Annotated in this window: 21 protein-coding genes; 12 read left to right on the top strand and 9 right to left on the bottom strand. The window is 65.0% G+C overall.

The window, feature by feature from the left end:
• Both ACPEEZ_RS07010 and ACPEEZ_RS07005 read right to left on the bottom strand, forming a co-directional pair.
• Positions 1 to 1,143: an SPFH domain-containing protein gene (locus tag ACPEEZ_RS07010; protein ID WP_423924039.1), complete on the bottom strand. Its 1,143-nt coding sequence runs from the start codon at positions 1,141 to 1,143 to the stop codon at positions 1 to 3.
• A gap of 2 nt (positions 1,144 to 1,145) precedes the next feature.
• Positions 1,146 to 1,625: an NfeD family protein gene (locus tag ACPEEZ_RS07005; RefSeq protein WP_423924038.1), complete on the bottom strand. Its 480-nt coding sequence runs from the start codon at positions 1,623 to 1,625 to the stop codon at positions 1,146 to 1,148.
• A 128-nt stretch (positions 1,626 to 1,753) separates the two neighbouring features.
• Between ACPEEZ_RS07005 and ACPEEZ_RS07000 the strand changes: the two genes are divergently transcribed.
• The 6 genes from ACPEEZ_RS07000 (at position 1,754) to ACPEEZ_RS06975 (ending at position 6,542) form a co-directional block, all read left to right on the top strand.
• Entirely contained in the window at positions 1,754 to 2,521 is a 768-nt protein-coding gene (locus ACPEEZ_RS07000; protein ID WP_423924037.1) for an SDR family oxidoreductase, read from the top strand.
• Positions 2,518 to 2,970, top strand: a complete 453-nt coding sequence (locus tag ACPEEZ_RS06995) for an NUDIX hydrolase (RefSeq protein ID WP_423924036.1) — start codon at positions 2,518 to 2,520, stop codon at positions 2,968 to 2,970. The genes ACPEEZ_RS07000 and ACPEEZ_RS06995 overlap by 4 nt, the downstream gene beginning before the upstream one ends.
• A 63-nt stretch (positions 2,971 to 3,033) precedes the next feature.
• Positions 3,034 to 4,014, top strand: a complete 981-nt coding sequence (locus tag ACPEEZ_RS06990) for an aldo/keto reductase (protein ID WP_423924035.1) — start codon at positions 3,034 to 3,036, stop codon at positions 4,012 to 4,014.
• Positions 4,015 to 4,086: 72 nt separating this feature from the next.
• Entirely contained in the window at positions 4,087 to 4,284 is a 198-nt protein-coding gene (locus ACPEEZ_RS06985) for a recombinase family protein (RefSeq protein ID WP_423924201.1), read from the top strand.
• Positions 4,285 to 4,666: 382 nt separating this feature from the next.
• Positions 4,667 to 6,091 carry a hypothetical protein gene (locus tag ACPEEZ_RS06980; RefSeq protein ID WP_423924034.1) on the top strand — a complete coding sequence of 475 codons (1,425 nt, stop codon included), beginning with the start codon at positions 4,667 to 4,669 and terminating at the stop codon, positions 6,089 to 6,091.
• Positions 6,075 to 6,542 carry a hypothetical protein gene (locus ACPEEZ_RS06975; protein WP_423924033.1) on the top strand — a complete coding sequence of 156 codons (468 nt, stop codon included), beginning with the start codon at positions 6,075 to 6,077 and terminating at the stop codon, positions 6,540 to 6,542. Before ACPEEZ_RS06980 ends, ACPEEZ_RS06975 begins: the two co-directional genes overlap by 17 nt.
• A gap of 340 nt (positions 6,543 to 6,882) precedes the next feature.
• On the opposite strand, the gene ACPEEZ_RS06970 is transcribed toward ACPEEZ_RS06975, so the two are convergent.
• Genes ACPEEZ_RS06970 through arsB form a run of 5 tightly spaced genes read right to left on the bottom strand, consistent with a single transcriptional unit; the run spans position 6,883 to position 10,955 of the window.
• The gene (locus ACPEEZ_RS06970; RefSeq protein ID WP_423924032.1) at positions 6,883 to 7,398 is read right to left on the bottom strand and encodes an N-acetyltransferase family protein; all 516 of its coding nucleotides are present in this window, start codon (positions 7,396 to 7,398) and stop codon (positions 6,883 to 6,885) included.
• Complete coding sequence (locus tag ACPEEZ_RS06965) at positions 7,395 to 8,738, bottom strand: FAD-dependent oxidoreductase (RefSeq protein ID WP_423924031.1); 1,344 nt, start codon at positions 8,736 to 8,738, stop codon at positions 7,395 to 7,397. The genes ACPEEZ_RS06970 and ACPEEZ_RS06965 overlap by 4 nt, the downstream gene beginning before the upstream one ends.
• Positions 8,735 to 9,406, bottom strand: a complete 672-nt coding sequence (locus ACPEEZ_RS06960) for an arsenate reductase ArsC (RefSeq protein WP_423924030.1) — start codon at positions 9,404 to 9,406, stop codon at positions 8,735 to 8,737. Before ACPEEZ_RS06960 ends, ACPEEZ_RS06965 begins: the two co-directional genes overlap by 4 nt.
• 23 nt (positions 9,407 to 9,429) lie before the next feature.
• Positions 9,430 to 9,840, bottom strand: a complete 411-nt coding sequence (locus ACPEEZ_RS06955; RefSeq protein WP_423924029.1) for an arsenate reductase ArsC — start codon at positions 9,838 to 9,840, stop codon at positions 9,430 to 9,432.
• A 23-nt stretch (positions 9,841 to 9,863) separates the two neighbouring features.
• A complete protein-coding gene (gene arsB / locus ACPEEZ_RS06950; RefSeq protein WP_423924028.1) occupies positions 9,864 to 10,955 on the bottom strand; it encodes an ACR3 family arsenite efflux transporter in 1,092 nt (363 codons plus the stop codon).
• Positions 10,956 to 11,040: 85 nt separating this feature from the next.
• Here arsB and ACPEEZ_RS06945 point away from each other — a divergent pair, with 85 nt between their 5' ends.
• From ACPEEZ_RS06945 to ACPEEZ_RS06920, 6 genes are all read left to right on the top strand, one after another.
• Positions 11,041 to 11,391 (top strand): ArsR/SmtB family transcription factor, encoded by a 351-nt coding sequence (locus ACPEEZ_RS06945; RefSeq protein ID WP_123356741.1) that lies wholly within the window; start codon positions 11,041 to 11,043, stop codon positions 11,389 to 11,391.
• A gap of 112 nt (positions 11,392 to 11,503) precedes the next feature.
• Entirely contained in the window at positions 11,504 to 11,845 is a 342-nt protein-coding gene (locus ACPEEZ_RS06940) for a hypothetical protein (protein ID WP_423924027.1), read from the top strand.
• Between the two features lie 2 nt (positions 11,846 to 11,847).
• A complete protein-coding gene (locus ACPEEZ_RS06935; protein ID WP_423924026.1) occupies positions 11,848 to 12,531 on the top strand; it encodes a hypothetical protein in 684 nt (227 codons plus the stop codon).
• Positions 12,497 to 14,110: an LA2681 family HEPN domain-containing protein gene (locus ACPEEZ_RS06930; RefSeq protein WP_423924025.1), complete on the top strand. Its 1,614-nt coding sequence runs from the start codon at positions 12,497 to 12,499 to the stop codon at positions 14,108 to 14,110. The genes ACPEEZ_RS06935 and ACPEEZ_RS06930 overlap by 35 nt, the downstream gene beginning before the upstream one ends.
• A gap of 152 nt (positions 14,111 to 14,262) precedes the next feature.
• Entirely contained in the window at positions 14,263 to 14,526 is a 264-nt protein-coding gene (locus ACPEEZ_RS06925) for a hypothetical protein (protein WP_423924024.1), read from the top strand.
• 19 nt (positions 14,527 to 14,545) lie between these two features.
• Positions 14,546 to 14,698, top strand: coding sequence for a hypothetical protein (locus ACPEEZ_RS06920; protein WP_423924023.1), 153 nt, complete (start codon positions 14,546 to 14,548; stop codon positions 14,696 to 14,698).
• A gap of 290 nt (positions 14,699 to 14,988) precedes the next feature.
• Here the strand turns inward: ACPEEZ_RS06920 and ACPEEZ_RS06915 are convergent, their stop codons facing one another.
• On the bottom strand, positions 14,989 to 15,546 hold the full coding sequence (locus tag ACPEEZ_RS06915) for a hypothetical protein (protein ID WP_423924022.1): 558 nt from the start codon (positions 15,544 to 15,546) through the stop codon (positions 14,989 to 14,991).
• Positions 15,547 to 17,130: 1,584 nt separating this feature from the next.
• The gene (locus tag ACPEEZ_RS06910; RefSeq protein ID WP_423924021.1) at positions 17,131 to 18,312 is read right to left on the bottom strand and encodes a hypothetical protein; all 1,182 of its coding nucleotides are present in this window, start codon (positions 18,310 to 18,312) and stop codon (positions 17,131 to 17,133) included.
• Between the last annotated feature and the right edge of the window lie 278 nt (positions 18,313 to 18,590).

The raw sequence follows: 18,590 nt of genomic DNA, 5'->3' as shown, positions 1-18,590 counted from the left end.
CTACGAGGTGGCGGGCGGGGGAGTCCCGGGGCCGTCGGCGACCGACGGGCCACCGGACGCGGGGCCGGACGCGACGGGGCCGGACGCATCAGGGCCGCCGACGGGGCCGACGTCTCCGACCTGCGTCGCCGTCGGGAACCCGAGATCGGGCTCCGAACCGAGATCGACCGTGCTGGCCAGATCGGGTGTCGTCTCCATCTCGGATACCCGGGGGGCCTGCTTCGGCGTCCAGCCGGGAGCATCGGGGTTGCGCGGGGCGAAGAATCCCGACCCGATGCCCTTGAGCGCCTCGGTCAACTCGCTCGGGATGATCCAGAGCTTGTTCGAATCGCCGTCGGCGAGCTTCGGAAGGGTCTGCAGGTACTGGTAGGCCAGCAGCTTCGGGTCGGGGTCACCGGCGTGGATGGCGCCGAAGACGGTCTCGATGGCCTCGGCCTCGCCCTGTGCGCGGAGGACCTGCGCCTTCGCCTCGCCCTCGGCTCGGAGGATCGACGACTGGCGCATGCCCTCGGCCTCGAGGATCTGCGACTGCTTCGTGCCCTCGGCGGTCAGGATCGCGGCACGGCGGTTTCGCTCGGCACGCATCTGCTGCTCCATGCTGTCCTGGATGGACAGGGGCGGGTCGATGGCCTTGAGCTCGACGCGACCGACGCGGATGCCCCACTTGCCGGTCGCCTCGTCGAGGACGATGCGCAACTGGCCGTTGATGTTGTCCCGGCTGGTCAGAGCCTGCTCGAGGTTGAGCCCACCGACCACGTTACGAAGCGTCGTCGTCGTGAGCTGCTCGACGGCCCCGAGGTAGTTCGCGATCTCGTACGTCGCGGCACGAGCGTCGGTCACCTGGAAGTACACGACGGTGTCGATGGAGACGACGAGGTTGTCCTCGGTGATGACCGGCTGCGGCGGGAAGGACACGACCTGCTCGCGCATGTCGATCAGCGGCCGGACACGGTCGATGAACGGCACGAGGAGGTTGAGCCCCGGCGCGAGCGTCTTGTGATACCGACCGAGACGCTCGACGACACCCGCGCTGGCCTGCGGGATGATGCGGACGGCCCGGAACAGGATGACCAGGACGAGGATCACCACGATGGCGATCACCACCACGGTCACGATCGTGGCAGGGCTGATGGACGGGTCCATGATCAGTTCCTTTCGGCGGGGACGACGAAGGCGGTCGAGCCTTCGATGGCCGTGACGATCACCGGTGATCCGGTGTCGAGGGTGGGACCCGCCGTCGAGGACGCGGGGGAGTTCGAGAGGAGCCGGGCCGTCCACGTCTCGCCGTTCTGCAACTTGACCTGACCACGCTCGTCGACGATCGGGACGACGACCGTGCCGCGCTGGCCGAGAAGAGCCTCGACGTTGCTCGGGGTCGGGTCGCCGCCGCGTTTCAGAGCCCGGAGCAGAGGGGGGCGCACGGTGAAGAGGAGGAGGACGGACAGGACCGCCGCGACGATGACCTGCAGCCACCACGGAGCGCCGAAGAGACCGGTGAGCAGGCCGCCCACGCTACCGATGGCCAGCATGAGGAAGGTGAACTCGAGGGTCGTCACCTCGACGATGACGAAGATGAGGACGAGCGCGATCCAGACGATCCACGCGTAGTGAGCGATGACGTCCATTTCGAGCTCCTTCGTTCCGCCTGTTATGGAAACTAGCATCCTCCGCCGACACCCGGCAGGGGGATTGGTAGTCTCAGGGCTGGCCCCCAGGGGCCCGCCTACCACGCACGCACAGTCTGGAGCTCCTCTTGTCCAACCCTCTCGCCGCCGACATCCTCACCGGCAAGCGCGCCCTCGTCACCGGCTCCTCGCGCGGCATCGGTGCCGACACCGTCCGCTACCTCGCCGAGGCCGGCGCCCGCGTCGTCGTGAACTACCGCAACAAGGAGAAGCGCGCGCTGCAGCTGGTCGAGAAGATCGAAGCCGCGGGTGGGACGGCGATCGCCGTCGGCGCCGATCTCACGGATGCCTCGAGCGTCGACGCCATGCTGGCGGCCGTCACCGAGGCCTTCGGCGGGCTCGACATCCTCGTGATGAACGCTTCGGGCGGCATGGAGTCGGGGATGGCCGAGGACTACGCGCTCCAGCTGAACCGCGACGCCCAGGTGAATCTGCTGACGAGCGCACTTCCGTTGCTCGGTGAGGGGGCGCGCGTCGTCTTCGTGACGAGCCACCAGGCGCACTTCATCCGCGAGGCGACCACGATGCCCGAGTACGAGCCCGTCGCGCTGAGCAAGCGCGCCGGCGAGGACGCCCTCCGGGAGATGCTGCCCGAGTTGACCGCGAAGGGCGTCGAGTTCGTCGTCGTGTCCGGCGACATGATCGAGGGCACGATCACCGCGACGCTCCTGGAGCGGTCGAACCCCGGTGCGCTCTCGTCGCGGAAGGAGAGCGCGGGACGCCTCTACAACGTCGCGGAGTTCGCCGCCGAGGTCGCGTCCGCTGCGGTCGACCCCATCCCGGCCGACAACACGCGGTACGTCGGCGACATCAGCGACTTCGTCACCGCCTCATGACCGAGCGGGTCGTCCGGGCCACGTCGCGCCTCCTCGTGGTCGACGAGCACGATCGTGTGCTGTTGATGGACACGGTGGCGCCGCACACCGGCCGGCCGACCCGCTGGATCACGCCCGGCGGGGGAGTCGACCCGGGGGAGGACCACCGGCAGGCCGCGATCCGCGAGTTGTTCGAGGAGACCGGTCAGGTCATCACGGACCCGGGTCCCGTCGTCCGTGTCGACGACTTCGAGACCCCCTGGGACGAGGCCGACCACACGCATGGTCACGCCGAGTTCTTCGTCGTCCGTCTCCCGCACTTCGAGGTCGTCGACGCCCACTGGACCGACGAGGAGCGCACCGACATCGTCGCGTCGCGCTGGTGGACTGCCGACGAGCTCGAGAGCACCGACGAGCCCGTCGAGCCCACCGACCTGGCGGCGCTCGTCCGGTCCGTGCTCGACTCCTAGGTCCGGTCGCGGCAACCCGCCGCCGGCGACCGAGTGTCGGGCGCGTGGTCTAGCGTTTCCCTCATGCAGAGTCGCACCCTCGGTCGTACCGGCCGCACCGTCTCCACCGTCGGCCTCGGAACCTGGCAGTTGGGGGGTGACTGGGGCGATGTCCCGGAGGACGACGCGTTCACGGTGCTCGACGCGTCGGCCGAAGCGGGCGTCACGCTCTTCGACACCGCCGACGTCTACGGCGACGGGCGGAGCGAGCAGCTGATCGGACGCTGGCGGACCGCGAACCCCGACGTGCCGGTCACGGTCGCCACCAAGATGGGTCGCCGGATGGATCAGATCCCCGAGAACTACGTCCGCGAGAACTTCCGCGCCTGGACCGACCGGTCACGAACCAATTTCGGCGTGGACACACTCGACCTCGTCCAGCTGCACTGCCCGCCGACGGCCGTCTTCCACGACGACGCCGTCTACGACGCCCTCGACGAGCTGGTCGCGGACGGTCGGATCGCCGCCTACGGCGTGAGCGTCGAGGAGGCCGACCAGGCGCTGGCCGCGATCGCCCGGCCGAACGTCGCCACGGTCCAGATCATCCTCAACGCCTTCCGCCTCAAGCCGCTGGACGCGGTCCTGCCGGCGGCCGAGGAGGCGGGGGTCGGCATCCTCGCGCGGGTTCCGTTGGCGTCGGGGCTGCTCTCGGGCAAGTACACGACCGAGACGACTTTCGCCGCGAACGACCACCGCACCTTCAATCGCCACGGCGAGGCGTTCGACCAGGGAGAGACCTTCAGCGGCGTGCCCTTCGAGGACGGCGTGCAGGCGGCCCGCGAACTCGCGTCCGCGGTGCCCGACGGGCTCACGATCGCCCAGGCGGCTCTGGCCTGGATCAGGGACCAGCCGGGCGTCACCGCCGTCATTCCCGGCGCCCGCAACGAGTCCCAGGCCCGATCGAACGCCGCCGCAGGCTCTCTCGCGGTCGACGCCCGCTTCGACGCGGCGGTCCACGACGTCTACGACCGGTGGTTCCGCGCGGCGATCCACGACCAGTGGTGACCGGCGTGCCCGAGCCTCACCGCGCCTCCTGATGCCGTCTCCACGATACTGGTGGAGTGGCGTATTCGAAGCATGCGAATAGGTACCGCAGCCGACGCGGATGATGTTTCCAATCGACCGCATACGACGGGCACAACTCGAGCGCGGCCTGGTCTCCGCGAAGCTCTGGCTGCGTGCAGTCCCGGCAACGTCCGGGTCGCAACAAAGCTCGATCGTCTCGCTCGGTTACTTCGAGATGCGAGCGACATCGCGGACGAGCTGACGAGCTGACGAGGAACGGCGTCGCCCTGGATCTCGGGAGAGCGCTAGCGACCCCACCGACCCCGTAGGCCGGTTCCCGTTCAACGACCTCGGCATGGTTGCCGAGTTCGAGGCTGACCTCATCCGTGCCCGAGCCCTCGAGGGTACGGCGATCCCGAAGGCCGCCGGCAAGCTCCGCGGCCGCAACCCCAAAGCTCACCGCCTTGCAGGAAAAGCCCCTCGCGCATCTGCACCGCACCGGTGCCCACACCACCAGTGACATCGAGGAGCTCTTCGACATCGCCCGCTCGACGGTTTAGCGAGCCATGCAGTGCGCAGGTCAGGTGCATCACAGCCGCGGCGACAGGCGACCGCTTTACTTCGGGTCAGTGGTCCCTCATAGGCTGCGCTCATGGCGATCGAGAAGCTCATCCCAGGGGAACGGCTCACCGGACATCTAGTTGACGGAGTGCCGGACACTCCCTACCAGGCAGCGATCCTCGATTTGTCCGAGCAACATGGCGTCCGTGTGGAAGTGCCCTACGTCGGCCACGACGAATCTGGGCAGTTCAAGCACGTGAAGGATTGGTTCCGCAATGAAGCAACACCAAAGAACCTGGTGCTTCACACTGCCGACGGCCCCGTAAGTTTCTTCGGTAACCGGTGGACAGCACATTCGGAGAACACGGGTCGAAACGTCTCGCTCGGGAAGCTCAGTCCCGCTGAAACGGTGCTGTCGTCCCGCGACGGTGACTTCGCCGACGAACTCACGGTGCAGACGGTCCGAAGTCGACTCGATGGCCTCAACGAGTGGACACGGCTCACAGCTACTGACGATGAACGCGAAACCGACGACGAGCACCGAGTGCAGGCGGTGACCTATAAGCTCCGTTCACCCGATGAGGTGCGATGGCGAGATGGTCACGCGACGCTGAGCCTCAGGGCTGAGTGGACCGTCGCCGAACATACCGATGGCTACAACCGTGCGGTGGAACTCTTAGACAACGTGATTCTCGAGAGTCAGTTCGATGACGGTCCTCGGACGTTCTTCGATCATTTCGCGGCTCAACGAAAAATTGCTTCGTTGCTGCAGTTTCTCTACGGTCAGCAGATCTCGTTCCGAGAACACAAGGTTCAAGATGAGCGCTTCACGTCCAGGCTGATGGGCGGCAAGGTGTACGCATACCCGTTCGTTGAGCTCATTTCTGAACGAACCGTGCGTGAGCGGTTCACGCCGATCCCGTCTCGTAAAGAGCTCGGACGGGCCATCGCCCATCTTCAGCAGATCGGACCAGAAGGCCTTGAGGCATGGTCCGAACGGTACGACACCTGGACTCGGTTCATTCTTCCTAGCGCCGGAGTTCTGAGCAGGAAGCGCGCATACATCGAAGACAGGGTCATCTCCACGACCATCAGCATGGAGGCAGCAGGCAGCATCATCGGCGAACGCCCCGGTGAGAGGGAGACATACGGCCGAGGGAGACCATCGACCGCGACGAACATCTACCGGTGTCTGGATCTTCTACAAATCGGTTGGGGGTCATACGTAGAAAGCAACGTTGGACTCGCAAGGGCAATCGCCAACAACTACAACGACGTGAAGCACGCGGATCGAGGTGAATTTCCGAACTCCGAACATACGTACTTGATCAGTGTCACGAACAGCTTGCTCGTTCGGCTCCTTGCCCTTCATTTGACGGGGAAGGGAGACGAGCTGCTTGCGCCCTACCGGAGCGGAGACGAGCTCTGGGACCTTCAGCAGCGATACGACAACGTAGGCGTGCTGGTGACCAATGCAGGCAGATGGAGGGACGTCGCCGGTGACAATCACGCTTGACATCCCGGACCTCTCCACGATCGCCGCGTGGATCGGCGCGCTAACTGGAGTGGCAGCTCTGTTGTGGCAGGGGTTCGTGTGGAGGCGGTCGGCGCATCGCGTAAGAGTGAAACGTTCGCGGTCGTGGGTGGCCTTTGGCAGCGGAGGCGTGAGCGAGGAGTTGTTGAGCGTTCAAGCGCACAACATTGGCGCGTCTGCCGTAACGGTCACAGGATGGGGCGTTTCGCTCGGACGCAGAGCCGGAGGGCTTACGGTCCTTCATCCACTTCCGTTCTCGACACAGCTACCGCACCGCCTCGAAGCCGGGGCAGAAGCAACTTTCTACGCGGACTCTGACGGCATTAAGGTCTCCGCGAGCGAGCGCGGCAAGGGGGGCCGCGACCTTCGGGCCTTCGTCATGCTGGCGACAGGAGAAAAGGTCTACGCGAAGCGTGGCATTCCGCTGTCCTAGGGTGACGTGACGAGCTCAAGGCCAAGCCCGAGATGAGGGCGTTCCGATCGTGACTACAGCCCAGACGTTCTCAACCGGCTCGACCTGATCGAAGCCAGCAAGGAACTCGCGTTGCCCCTTGATCAGATTGGGTCACACCTCGGCACCATGGAGTCGACGTCCTGCACCGATGTCCGGGAGGCACTGCGGCACTTTTGGCAGAGCAGGTGCGTCAGATCGAGGAGAAGCAGGCCCGGCTCGACCGGCTCCGGTCGCGCCTTGCTCGTGCCGAGCACGACTTGGCCAAGTGCCCTGACCGGTCTGAGCGTTGCTCGATCGAGTGCGTCTTCCGCAATAGCGCCTAAGAGGGGTCGGTGGGTGAGCGTCGTTCGATCAGAACGGTGTCGCGCCACACGCCGGCATAAGGGCCTGTTTCGGAGCGTGCGATCCGTTCCCGTGTTCCGATCCGGCGGAAGCCCGCCCGCTCGTGGAGGGCCAGGCTCGCCCCGTTCTCGGGGAAGATCGACGACTGAACGGTCCAGATGCCCCCGGCATCGATTGAGGCGAGGAACGAACTCATCAGCTCACGCCCGATGCCTCGGCCCTGGGCCGAGGCGGCGATGTAGACGGAGTGTTCGACGACGCCGGCATAGGCCGGCCTGGCCGACGTCGCCAACGCCGCCACCCAGCCGAGGACCGAGCCCGTGGTGTCGTCGACGGCGACGAATCGGTGCGCGGCGAGCTTGCCGGCATCGAACGCCTCCCAGGTCGGGGTGTGGGTCTCGAAGGTGGCGTTTCCGGTGTCGATGCCCTCTTGGTAGATCTGCTCGACGGCGGGCCAGTCGTCCGGGGTCATGGCCCGGACGGTGACGTTCACGAGCAGCACCCACCTGCTGCCGGTCCGTCGACGGCGCACCCGGAGGCGTCCGGGAGGTTGGTTGAGCAGACGCCCGTCACGGGGAGTTCGAGCTGCACGAGGCGGGCGGCTTCGTGGTTGCCGGCGAGTTCGTCGGCGATGGATCGGACCTGCTCGTAGCCGGTGAGGAGCAGGAACGTCGGGGCGCGGCCGTAGGACTTCATGCCGGCGATGAAGAAGTTCGGTTCCGGGTGCCCGAGCTCTGCGACGCCGTGCGGGTAGACCGTGCCGCAGGAGTGCAGGTTTGGGTCGATCAGCGGTGCGAGCTGCCGAGGCGCTTCGACGATCTCGTCGAGCGACACCCGGACCTCGCGGAGCATGTCGAGGTCAGGGCGGAACCCGGTCGCATTCACCACCACGTCCGCAGCGACCGTCAGGGCCTCACTGCGTCGCCGCCCGACGAGCTGCACGCCGACGTCGGTTTTGGTGACGTCGTCGACCTCGAACCGGTCGAGCAGGGCGATCGCGCCCGCTCGGACGAGGTCGCGGACGGCGCTGCCGAGGTCGCCGCGGCCCTCGAGCTGGTCGGCTGCGGACCCGTAGACGCGGGCGGGGTTGCTGCTGCGGATCGCCCACGTGATCGTCGTCCCGGGGGCCTCTTTGGCGAGGGTGGCGAGCTTGATGAGGGTGTTCGCGGCCGAGTGGCCGGCGCCGACGACGACCGTGTGCCGGCCAGCGAACCGGTCCCGGTCCTGGCCGAGGACGTCGGGCAGGGCGTGGCTGATGCTGTCCGCGACGTCGACCGCGTGGGAGAGGCCCACCCCGGAGGAGGTGAGGGTGTTGGGGGTCGTGTAGGTGCCGGAGGTGTCGATGACCGCGCGGGCGAGTTCGTCGCGCACCTCACCGTCGTGGTCGAGGCGCAGCAGGAACGGCGTCTCGGCACGCCCGGTCGAGCGGGTACGGTCCATGCCCTGCCGGGACACCGCGGCGACCCGGTGCCCGTAACGGATGCGGCCAGACAGCGCGGGGGTCGCGGCGAGGGGTTCGAGGTAGTCGCGGACGAAGTCGGCACCGTAGGGGAGCTTCTTCGCCGACGGCGCCTCCCAGTCGGTGGTATCGAGGAGGCGCGCGGCGGCCGGGTCGACGAGGTGCTCCCACGGGGTGAACAGGCGCGTGTGCCCCCACGCCCGGACCGCCGTCGCGGCACTCGGGCCAGCTTCGTAGACCACGACGTCGACGCCGCGTTCGAGGAGCTGCGCGGCAGCGGCGAGGCCGACGGGGCCGGCGCCGATGACGGCGACGGGGAGCCCGGCGAGGGTGGGCGCGTCGGTGCGGGGCGGGACAGTGAGGGTGAGGCTCATGCGGGGAGGTCCTTCGATTCGATGCCAAGTTCGGTCAGGAGCGATTCGACGAGCTTCTGGACGTCGTCGCGGATGAGGCGCACCTTCTCGAGGGGGAGCCCTGCGGGGTCGGTGAGGTGCCAGTCGCGGTAGGTCTTGCTGGGGTAGATCGGGCACGCGTCGCCGCAGCCCATCGTGATCACGACGTCGGCTGCCTGCACGACGTCGTCGGTCAGCGGCTTGGGGAACGCCTCATCAAGATCGAGGCCCAGCTCCCGCATCGCTTCCGCGACGACGGGGTGGAGGTCCCGGGCGGGCAGGGAACCGGCCGAGCGGACGTGGACGGCACCGCCGGAGAGGACGTTGGTGAACACGGCTGCCATCTGGGAGCGGCCGGCGTTCTGCTCGCAGACGAACAGCACCTCCGGCACCGTCCGCTCGATCGCCCCGGTGGCCTGCCCGAGGGCGGTCAGCCGGTCGACGGCGAACCGGGTCGCGTTGGTGGTGAGGTGTGCCCGGACCTGCGCTGTGCGAAGGAGCGCCGTGTAGGACTCGAGCACGTACCGCTCGATCGTCTCGGGTCCGAAGATGCCCTCGAACCGGGTGGCGAGGTCGCCCGCGGCACGCTTGAGCGCGTCCTCGGGGAAGGCAAGGCCCGGCAGGCCGCGCCTCGTGGTCAGGTCCGTCATCGTCGTCTCCTCACAGCTCAGGGTCAGGCGGTCGCGGGTGCGATCTCGGCCAACAGGGCCTCGATGCGGCCCTTGATGTCGTCGCGAATGGGGCGGACGTCCTCGATGCCGCGGCCGGCGGGGTCGGTCAGCTCCCAGTCCTCGTAGCGCTTGCCGGGGAAGATCGGGCACGCGTCGCCGCAGCCCATCGTGATCACGACGTCGCTGTCCCGGACGGCCTCGGTGGTGAGGACCTTGGGCTGGTTCCCGGCGATGTCGATGCCCTCTTCGGCCATGGCCTGGATCGCGATCGGGTTGATCTGGTCCTTGGGCTCGCTGCCGGCGGAGAGGACGTCGACGCGGTCGCCGGCGAGGGCCTGCATGTAGCCGGCGGCCATCTGGGAACGGCCGGCGTTGTGGACGCAGACGAACAGGACGGTGGGCTTGGTGCTCATGACGGGTTCCTTCGGGTAAGGGGTCAGACCCGTTCAGCGACGCGCGCTGCCGGGGCGGGGGAGGGGAACAGGCGTGGCCGCAACCACAGGGACAGGTACACCAGCGCCACGAGCGCCGGGACCTCGATCAGGGGGCCGACGATGCCGGCGAGGGCCTGGCCTGAGGTCGCTCCGAACGTGCCGACCGCGACCGCGATCGCCAGCTCGAAGTTGTTCCCCGCGGCCGTGAACGCCAGCGTCGCCGTCCGCTCGTACGCAAGGCCGATCGCCCGTCCGGTGAAGAACGCGACGAGGAACGTGACGGCGAAGTACACCAGCAGGGGCACGGCGATGCGGACGACGTCGAGGGGCCGGTCAACGACCTGCTGCCCTTGGAGGGCGAACAGCATCACGATCGTGAACAGCAGCCCGTAGAGGGCGAAGGGGCCGATCTTCGGCAGGAACCGTGTCTCGTACCAGGTGCGTCCCTTGGTCGCTTCCCCGATGCGGCGGGAGAGGTAGCCGGCGAGGAGGGGGATGCCGAGGAACACCAGGACGCTGAGGGTGATCGACCAGATGCTGAACGAGGCGCTCGTTGTGGGGAGCCCGAGCCAGGCGGGGAGGATCTGGAGGTAGAACCAGCCGAGGCCGGCGAACGCGACGACCTGGAACACCGAGTTCAGGGCGACGAGGAAAGCGGCAGCTTCTCGGTCGCCGCAGGCGAGGTCATTCCAGATCAGCACCATGGCGATGCACCGGGCGAGCCCCACGATGATCAGCCCCGTGCGGTACTCCGGCAGATCCGGCAGGAAGATCCAGGCCAGGGCGAACATCAGCGCCGGACCGACGACCCAGTTCATCACCAGCGATGACACCAGCAGGCGACGGTCGCCAGCTATGGCGCGGGTGTCGGAGTAGCGGACCTTCGCCAGCACCGGGTACATCATCACCAGCAGCCCGACCGCGATCGGGACGCTTACCTGCCCCACCTGGAACGAGTGCAGCAGCTCACCGAACGCCGGCACGAAAACCGCCAGCAGCAGCCCCGCAGCCATGGCAGCGAGAATCCACACGGGGAGGAAGCGGTCAGCGGTCCCGAGCCGGGCAGGCGCAGTGGTGGTGGTGGCGGTGGTCATGCAGCTCCGTAGATCGATGAGTGTCGATGTGTTGAGCCTGCCCCAACCCATCGACGACTGTCAATCTGTGTGGAAGAGTGTTCACATGCCCGTTGCCGAACTCCTGCCCCTCACCGACGTGACCGCGTGCTGTGCACCGTTGGCCCGCGAGGCGATGGACGCGGAGAACGCCGAGAAGCTGGCCCGCAGCTTGAAGGCGATCGCGGACCCGGCCCGGCTCCGGCTCATCTCGATGGTCGCCGCGCACGAGGGGGCCGAGGCATGCGTCTGCGACCTCACCGAACCCCTTGGGCTCAGCCAGCCGACCGTCTCGCACCACCTCAAAGTCCTCGTCGACGCCGGCATTCTCACCCGCGACAAACGCGGCATCTGGGCGTACTACGCCCTCGTCCCTGGAGCCCTCGATTCCCTAGGAAAGCTCCTCGTTACGGCGTAGGCCTCGACGCCCTTTCGCGTCCGGTGGACGATCGGCTGTCGGACGAAGGTTCGAAGGCATGGGCGGCACGACGCGAACGAGAAGTACTCAGCTGCCCGCCAACGGTTCTAGCATGGGGTCTCACAGCCGCGCCGAAGCGGCATGTAGAAGTCGGAGCATCGTGCAGGTCAAATGCTATATCGAGGAATATGAAAACACGGAGGGGCGACCCAGTGCTCGCTTGCGGGAAAAAGCAAGCGGACGAAAGGTCGATATAGGGCTAGCCGACGTTGAAGATCGTCAGGCCTTCCTCCGGTTTCTCGGCGGTGCGGCAAGGAACCGAGCCGTCATGCCGGGGGTGTTTCTCAAGGAGTCCGAAGAGGACTGCGTCCTGGTCAACGGGGAACTGGACTTTGACGCACCGGACGAGCTTAGATTTTTGAACAACAGTCGACTGTCCTACATCTTTGCCTGACCGTGTCTGATGCCTTCATGGTCCATCGGGGCGTGCACAACTGCTTCGCCTTTACCCCGGAAATATCTCACGAGCATCTACTCCAGGTCTCCGCGGTCGCCGAAAGGCTCGGTTACTCGATCGGTTTTCGGCAAGTCGGGGAAACAACCCTGGAAATTCAAAAGCGCCTCCGTGAAGAGGGCCCCAGCGCTTATCTCGATGTTGTCTTCATCCAGGAGGATGTCTCCCCTAAGGCCCCGCCCCACGAGGCCGAGCACTACGTCATAAGCCGTCTTGGCAAGTTGAACCCCAAGCGTGAGCTGGCGATAACAGACCCCTACCTGTTCACCAACAGGCGAGTGAAGGACGCAGACGCCTATGCTGCCTCCCTCGTTCGAATCATGTCTCCGCTTCTCACGAATGAGGTGACTGTCATCGCTGTTGTGTCTGAGAAACAGACGGATGAGCGAGTGCAGGGTGCTGTGACAGCAGCTCTAAAGCTGGCCGCGCCCGACGCGGTTCTGCGAGTCGTGTTCTCTGAGGACTTTCACGATCGTTTCTGGATTGCAGACAGAGAGACGGGCGTGATCATGGGAACATCCCTGAACAAGATCGGCGGGAAGATCTTTTTCATGGACAAGCTCTCGAATGAAGACGTCCGAGCCGTAGTGCATGAACTCGACGAAATTCATTACAAGGGGGAATGAAGTGCGGCACATGCCTCGTGAGGTCGCTAGTCAGGTAAACGCCGTCGTATTGGCGGCTCAGAACGGCCACTCGGCCTGCGTGAAGAACGCCGAAAGCCTTGTCGGGGAGCTTGATCGTCTTTACGAGGCTGATTCCATTGATGGCGACGAATGGGCCCTTGCAGCCTTCACCGTGTCGAGTGTCCTGATCAACTTTGCAGGCTATCGACGAAATAAGCGTGCAGCAAAGCTTGGCACTGACATTGCGGATCGAGCGAGGCTCCTAGCTGCCGACACTCATCTGCGCCGGAATCTCGAATACAACGCGGGTAACGGAAGATCGTGTCTGCATCAGCTGGCTCATGACCGTGCAGAATTGACCGCCGGCCAGTACGTCGCTGCTCGCCTTTTAGATCGCGATCTGCTGAAAGAAGCGCGAGCGCTCTTTTTCGGAGTTGGCTACGACGCCTCAGTCGCATCAGAGCTCCGCGGCATGGCCCTGTGCAATCTGGCCAATCTCTTCGATGATTCGGGTCGATGGGTGGAGGCGTATCAGGCGTATTCAGACGCTCTCGAGGCTGACCCTACAAACGGAAATGCGTCAGGCAATGCCGCATACCTGCTTCGTCGTCGGATCTCAACTGGGAGAGGAACCCTGGGGCACTACGCGGTCGTGCACGATGCTTTCGTTCGTCACTCGAAAGCTCATCGACAGCGCACAGTTGATTTGGCGGGGGAGCAAGTAGCCAGAAATTGGGACGCGGTGGAACTCCTGGGAGGACATGGGCACGCCGAGCATGGTGGTGATGTCCTGGATGAGTATCAACAATGGATTAAGGACCACCGCTTTGCCCTGACTTTGGCGGTTGACGGACTTGGAACGGATAGCGCGAGATGGGACTCCGCCATGATCGAGTCCCTGCAAACGACTTCGGTAGGTATGCCGCCGATTTACGCGTCGGTCAACGTTCTCAAGGCTGAGTACTTGGTATCGCGGAGGCTCGCGTTCTCAGGAGAGCAAAGGCTCCTCGACGCTCCACTCGGCCAGAGTCCCGATGATTCTGGCGTGTATGCGGACACGCTCGACATGGCCGTCTATGGAGAAGCCTCATCGTCTCTAGTCCTCGCGCAAAGAAGTACTCTGGACCTGCTCGACAAGATCGCAGTCGCCGCCAACGAGCACTTCTCCGTAGGGCTTGACCCCGAGAACGTGACGTTCAAGGCCTTCTGGGTGAAAGGGCAACCGGCCTTGTTGCACCCAGCCCTGCCGGTGCCTCCTGCAGATTTCACACCGTCGGCGTTAAGTCTTGCTGAGCTAGCTGTCGACTTCACCGACGGTATTTATGAGGCCGCCAAGACCCTTCGTAATGCAGGCACTCATCGGCTCGTCAACTTGACCTGGGCGATGGAATTGGACGACAAGCCAGACGACGCCACTCACGTCCGCATTGACCTCCGTGGTCTCATAACTGCGTCCCATTCGTCGCTGGCTGTGGCCCGAGCCGCGTACCTCTATCTCCTCGATCTAGTAGCGGATCGAGAGGACACCCGCACCCATGACGGACCAGTCTTTGACATGCCGATGTTCTTCCAGGACTAAGGACTTGCCGGAGAGCCCATAGCAGCAGGGGAAAACACACCCACGTGTGCAATGTCGGCAGGCAGTCGTAGCCTCACGTCGTGGGAGTGCGAGGGTCTGGCGAGGCGGCCGCAAAGATTCTGCGCCGGCCGATCCCGACGCACCCGTTCGCGGTGCCGCCGATCCCTGGCACGTTCGGTGTCTGGCAGGTCCGCCGGGCCCCTGCCGCACCCCTCGGCTACGTTCTCTCGCGTCACGAGCTGGGCGGCATCGTCTACCACTGCTACGCCCAAGGCCGAGACGATGCCGGCGGCCGCCCCTGGCTGCGCCGAGAGGGCAGCCTGAACAGCGCCGTCGCGTGGATGATCCAGCACGAGGCCGAGCTGTCAGCCCTGACGGGCCAGCTGCGCCCCGAGCCGGACGAGTGGCCGTCGTGACGACAGATAGCGTCGAGGCATGAGCTGGTTCGGCAGGCACCGCCCTAAGGGCGACACGAGCGCCGAGGCCGTCGCCGTCGAGCTGAACGCCCCGACGCCGGCCGACGCGATCGACCAGGTGCGTGCCAGGCTCCCTGAGGATCGCATCGTGACCTCGGTCGCTCCCTACTAAGCCCGAGAGAGCCGTCAGGGGCCGCGCGTAGCTTGGCCCCGGTCAGCTTCCCCCCAAGCTGTCCGAGAGCTGCCGGGCGGTCCCTAAGCCGCTAGACAGCAGCAGCCCCCGCATTCCTGATTCCCTTGGCCGGGCGGGGGCTTTTTCGTGCGCGCCAACGGTTCTCGAGTGGGGGAGCATGCTCGGGTTGTGCGTCCCGCAGTCATCCGAGGGGCGCCTGCTCACCCGGCCTGTTGGCCCGCCCCAGGCCCAGATCAAGGACTGCACGCCTCGGTGGTAGATCCAGTGTCTCAGGACATCAAAAAGCTTTCCAAGATGCCCACGAGGGTGTCAACGCTGCGTCCTTGCTCGAGCCACTCTCTGGGAGTCTTTGCTCTGCCGTCGATTCGCGCATCGTCTTGGGGGGTGTTCATAAATCCCAAAATGGACGCGGGGTGCATGTCGTCCTCGAACGCGCTCGTGAGTTCTTGCAGGGCGGGTAAGACTGGCTGGCTTGCAAGGCCGGTGAACTGCCATCCTGGATAGCGAAGCTCGCCGTTTGCCACGAACGCGAAGAGGTCGCCCTCGAAGGCGACAAGCCCGTCGTGTTCGAGCCCTAGAAGGCTCGCGGCGTGCCTTGGTGTCGTAGCCTCTGCGATCGCTGACTGCTCCGTTCTGCGTTCAAGGCGCCGGAGATCACCTCGCGCGATTCGGGCCCGAGAATCGTCCAATTGCGCTTGAGTTATTGACCGTGAACTCACGAAGAAGGCTGCCTGTTCCGCGGTCAGCTGCTGCGCCGGCGGCGAGGGTGATTGCCGCTTTCGCAGACCAAAGTCGAAACCTCTTGCGTGAACGATGACGCGTCCCATGGCGGTGGCCCTCCTAATGTGGTGTCGTGCAAAGTGCGGCCTGGATGAAGACGACGCTCAGCTGCGGCTCGCATGCGGCGGCCATACCGAGAACCGCCGTTCTGCTTGGTTTGACGGTCAGTCAGCTCAAGTCCGCCCGGTCATTCCTGCCGCCACCGTCACCCTCAACCTCGGCCCGCAGGGCGGCCGATGCGGAACGGGCCTGCGTTTGGTGCAAATGGTCGCCCCTCGTTCAGGTCGGTGGCCAGACGGAACAATTCATGGCTGATTGCCCCGGAAACGAGTGACGCGAAGGAGTCGTAGCCGCCCGAGCGGCCCGACGTAGTCAGGACAGCTGACTCGGCTCTTAGCTTGAGCGTCCGAGGCATACGTATGGTCGTGGCCACTTTGCTCTCGTTCATGCCCTCCGTGAGGCCTGCTTCACGATCCTTTCCCCCTTGGCACGGCTCGCTTGGACTTGTGCCAAGCGCTAGGCGCTGGGGCGTTTCTGCCTGTCGATCAGAGTCGCCATTGCGACCTGCGTCTTGCGCTCGTAGATGAACGACGACCACGAGGTGACGACGCCGGAGTTGCCGCGGTTGCGCACCCAACTCAATGCCCCTTCTCGTCAGCTTCTTAGAGCAACGGTCGTCGAAACGGAGACGATGCTTCTTGGAAGACGCGCTACTCGACGCGACTGGTGATTATACTAACCATATGGTGTGGGCGGAGAGCGACGAGCAGCGCAGGCTTCCGCTTGTCACCATCGACACGGGTGAGAACTCGCTCGAGGATTTGAGTTGGCTCGCGAAGCTGAACCTTCCATCCGGCGTGCAGGTCGAGTACGGCGCAATGGGCTCGAGAGGAGATTTCCTACTGCGGCGGGGTGGCACTGAGGTTGCGGCCGTCTGTGATCTAGAGTCCGGCGAGTTTGTCTTGAGCGCTGGAGCACGCATTGAAGACGCTGGGGGAGCGACGCGACTTCTTCTTGAACTCATTCGAATGCGGCTTGGGCATTTGCGAGTCGAACCCGCCTCAGCCGGGCAGTCGCGCGAGGGGTCTCTGCGACCATTGGCGCGACTTACGGATGGGACTTGGTTTCCCTTCGAGTCGCTGCGCGCTCTCTAACTATTCAAGGAATGCGGACGTCGCCAGAGTTCGGCATCCAAGGCGAGCTCCAACCGCGCCAGCGTCCGAAGATCTGGCCAAGATTCGCCAGAAAGCGTGTTGAGCAGTGTGACGTGGTTGATGCCAGCTTGCCTGGCTACTGCTCGTGTGCTGAGGTCGCCCATGGCGGATCGCAAACGCAAAGCGAAACACCTCGCGGCTTCAGCGACTGCGTCGTCCGAGGGCCGCTCGGGCCAGGGCTCCGGGGCAAGCTCACGCGGTCGCTGTCGGGGGCTATTGCTCACGACACAAGACTAGGTTGTGCGATCGCTCGCACCGGCGTGCATCTCAGCGCCAAAACCTTAAAGATGCTTCGTGCCGACCAGACGCTCGTCGCTTCCCGACCGGGGGCTTTGGCGGGCCCAGGAAGAGACGGATCAAGATCTCACCCACCACTGCAAAGAAAGTGGCGCCTGTCGCGCGTGGTCCGGCCCCAACTCACTGCCCTCGTCCTGACATCGCTGCATAACGAGCAAACCGGCTTCCCGCATCCTTGGCATAGGCGTCCAGGCGGGCAGCACTCACTCCGAAGGCGCTGGAAAGAAGGGGAGTGGGCATGTGACGGATGAGGTCTCGCCACGCTGCGGCGCGAACACTCCTGGGGGAAATGCCGTGCTTCGCCATCGCGGCCGAGATCGTGTTGGCCTGGATGTGCCGCCCGGGCGTTGTCCCGGTGAAGAGCCAAGGGCTATCGCGATGCGCCGCAGTTTGCAGGTGGGGGCGGTTCTTGATCCACCCATCGAGAATCACAGCAAAGGCCGGCGGGACTGGAACTAAATCGTGCGAAAAAATGATCTCAAGGTCACCATTTGAGTCAACGCGCACAGCGTCGTAAGGCAGCGCAACCGTCCGTCCCACCGGCTGCCCGAAGAGCGCAATCATAACGGTTGCAACCCGAACAACTTGGGGCAGCTGCTCATCTTCAAGGACTCGCGCCAGTACTGCGAAGCGGTCTGACGACTCGGCGCCGACTATGTCGAACCCGTTGCGCCGCGGCAGAGTCAGTCTCGGCATGAGCTTGCGGTTCATCGCCCAGTAGAGGAACCCCGTGGCAAGCTCACGCGTGCTTGGACCCGCCGCGAACCAGTTATCAAGGTCGTGCTGATCTATGTCGGCGACTGCGAGCCCGTCGCCGCACACAGAGTTAAGGAACTGAATGGTCACGGTCGTTGTTTGCTTGACGGACAGGAATGCACCTAGCGATGCCTCGCCGCCATTTTCTTCGGCGGATCGCCGCAGCCGCCGGCGCTGGCCCCACTCAAGGAACTGACGCATCACGAGGCGCGCGTCGGGATCTGTGACCTGGAGCTCGCGGCCGCGAGACCAGACCGCAAATTCCTCGAGGTATCGATCCCGGCGGGGGAGTAGTTCGTGCTCGATAAAGAGTGCGCGAACGTACTCCACGGACCGCGCGGCTCCGTCAAGCGAATCGAGGTGCGCGTGATCGAGCGGTCCATGCATCTCGCGAAGGCGAGCGAGCAGGGCATGGGTCTCCGGCTTGCGGAGCCACGTCAGTCCACTATTGGAGCGTCGCATTGTGGCGAAGGAGTCAATGAGCGCTTGGCGCTTTGCGGGGTCGGCATTCAGCGTGCCGAAGGCTTCGCTCGCCTCGTCCCGCAAGACGCACGCCCAGCACGCACCCCCTCGGTAGAGCTCGGCTTCAGCACCACACCGCTTGCAATCAACGTTGAGTCGGATGCCTGAGCAGTCCCTGCAGAGGGGTGCGTCCTGGTGCAGCAAACCTGGAACGCTGCCCTCGTGCCCGCATTGCACGCAAGTTCCGAACGTTCGTCGGGCTTTTGCGTAGCAGTACTGACAGATACCTCCTCCCTGCCAGACGGCGGCACGCTCGAAATGCTCTCCGCATCGACTGCACGCCGGGAAGCTGTCCGGATCGG

It is taken from the genome of Frigoribacterium sp. 2-23 (assembly GCF_049601585.1).
Lineage (GTDB): Bacteria > Actinomycetota > Actinomycetes > Actinomycetales > Microbacteriaceae > Frigoribacterium.
The sequence above is the reverse complement of the archived record's forward strand: the minus strand, read 5'-3'. Positions and strand labels throughout refer to the sequence as shown.

Coding starts and splice junctions, on each gene's coding strand:
- ACPEEZ_RS06940 (WP_423924027.1), top strand. CDS start 11,504: ATGGGGTCTCACAGCCGCGCCGAAGCGGCATGTAGAAGTCGGAGCATC.
- ACPEEZ_RS06960 (WP_423924030.1), bottom strand. CDS start 9,406: ATGACGGACCTGACCACGAGGCGCGGCCTGCCGGGCCTTGCCTTCCCC.
- ACPEEZ_RS06930 (WP_423924025.1), top strand. CDS start 12,497: ATGAACTCGACGAAATTCATTACAAGGGGGAATGAAGTGCGGCACATG.
- ACPEEZ_RS07005 (WP_423924038.1), bottom strand. CDS start 1,625: ATGGACGTCATCGCTCACTACGCGTGGATCGTCTGGATCGCGCTCGTC.
- ACPEEZ_RS06990 (WP_423924035.1), top strand. CDS start 3,034: ATGCAGAGTCGCACCCTCGGTCGTACCGGCCGCACCGTCTCCACCGTC.
- ACPEEZ_RS06955 (WP_423924029.1), bottom strand. CDS start 9,840: ATGAGCACCAAGCCCACCGTCCTGTTCGTCTGCGTCCACAACGCCGGC.
- ACPEEZ_RS06965 (WP_423924031.1), bottom strand. CDS start 8,738: ATGAGCCTCACCCTCACTGTCCCGCCCCGCACCGACGCGCCCACCCTC.
- ACPEEZ_RS07010 (WP_423924039.1), bottom strand. CDS start 1,143: ATGGACCCGTCCATCAGCCCTGCCACGATCGTGACCGTGGTGGTGATC.
- ACPEEZ_RS06920 (WP_423924023.1), top strand. CDS start 14,546: ATGAGCTGGTTCGGCAGGCACCGCCCTAAGGGCGACACGAGCGCCGAG.
- ACPEEZ_RS06985 (WP_423924201.1), top strand. CDS start 4,087: ATGCGAATAGGTACCGCAGCCGACGCGGATGATGTTTCCAATCGACCG.
- ACPEEZ_RS06980 (WP_423924034.1), top strand. CDS start 4,667: ATGGCGATCGAGAAGCTCATCCCAGGGGAACGGCTCACCGGACATCTA.
- ACPEEZ_RS06945 (WP_123356741.1), top strand. CDS start 11,041: ATGCCCGTTGCCGAACTCCTGCCCCTCACCGACGTGACCGCGTGCTGT.
- ACPEEZ_RS06915 (WP_423924022.1), bottom strand. CDS start 15,546: ATGGGACGCGTCATCGTTCACGCAAGAGGTTTCGACTTTGGTCTGCGA.
- arsB (WP_423924028.1), bottom strand. CDS start 10,955: ATGACCACCGCCACCACCACCACTGCGCCTGCCCGGCTCGGGACCGCT.
- ACPEEZ_RS06995 (WP_423924036.1), top strand. CDS start 2,518: ATGACCGAGCGGGTCGTCCGGGCCACGTCGCGCCTCCTCGTGGTCGAC.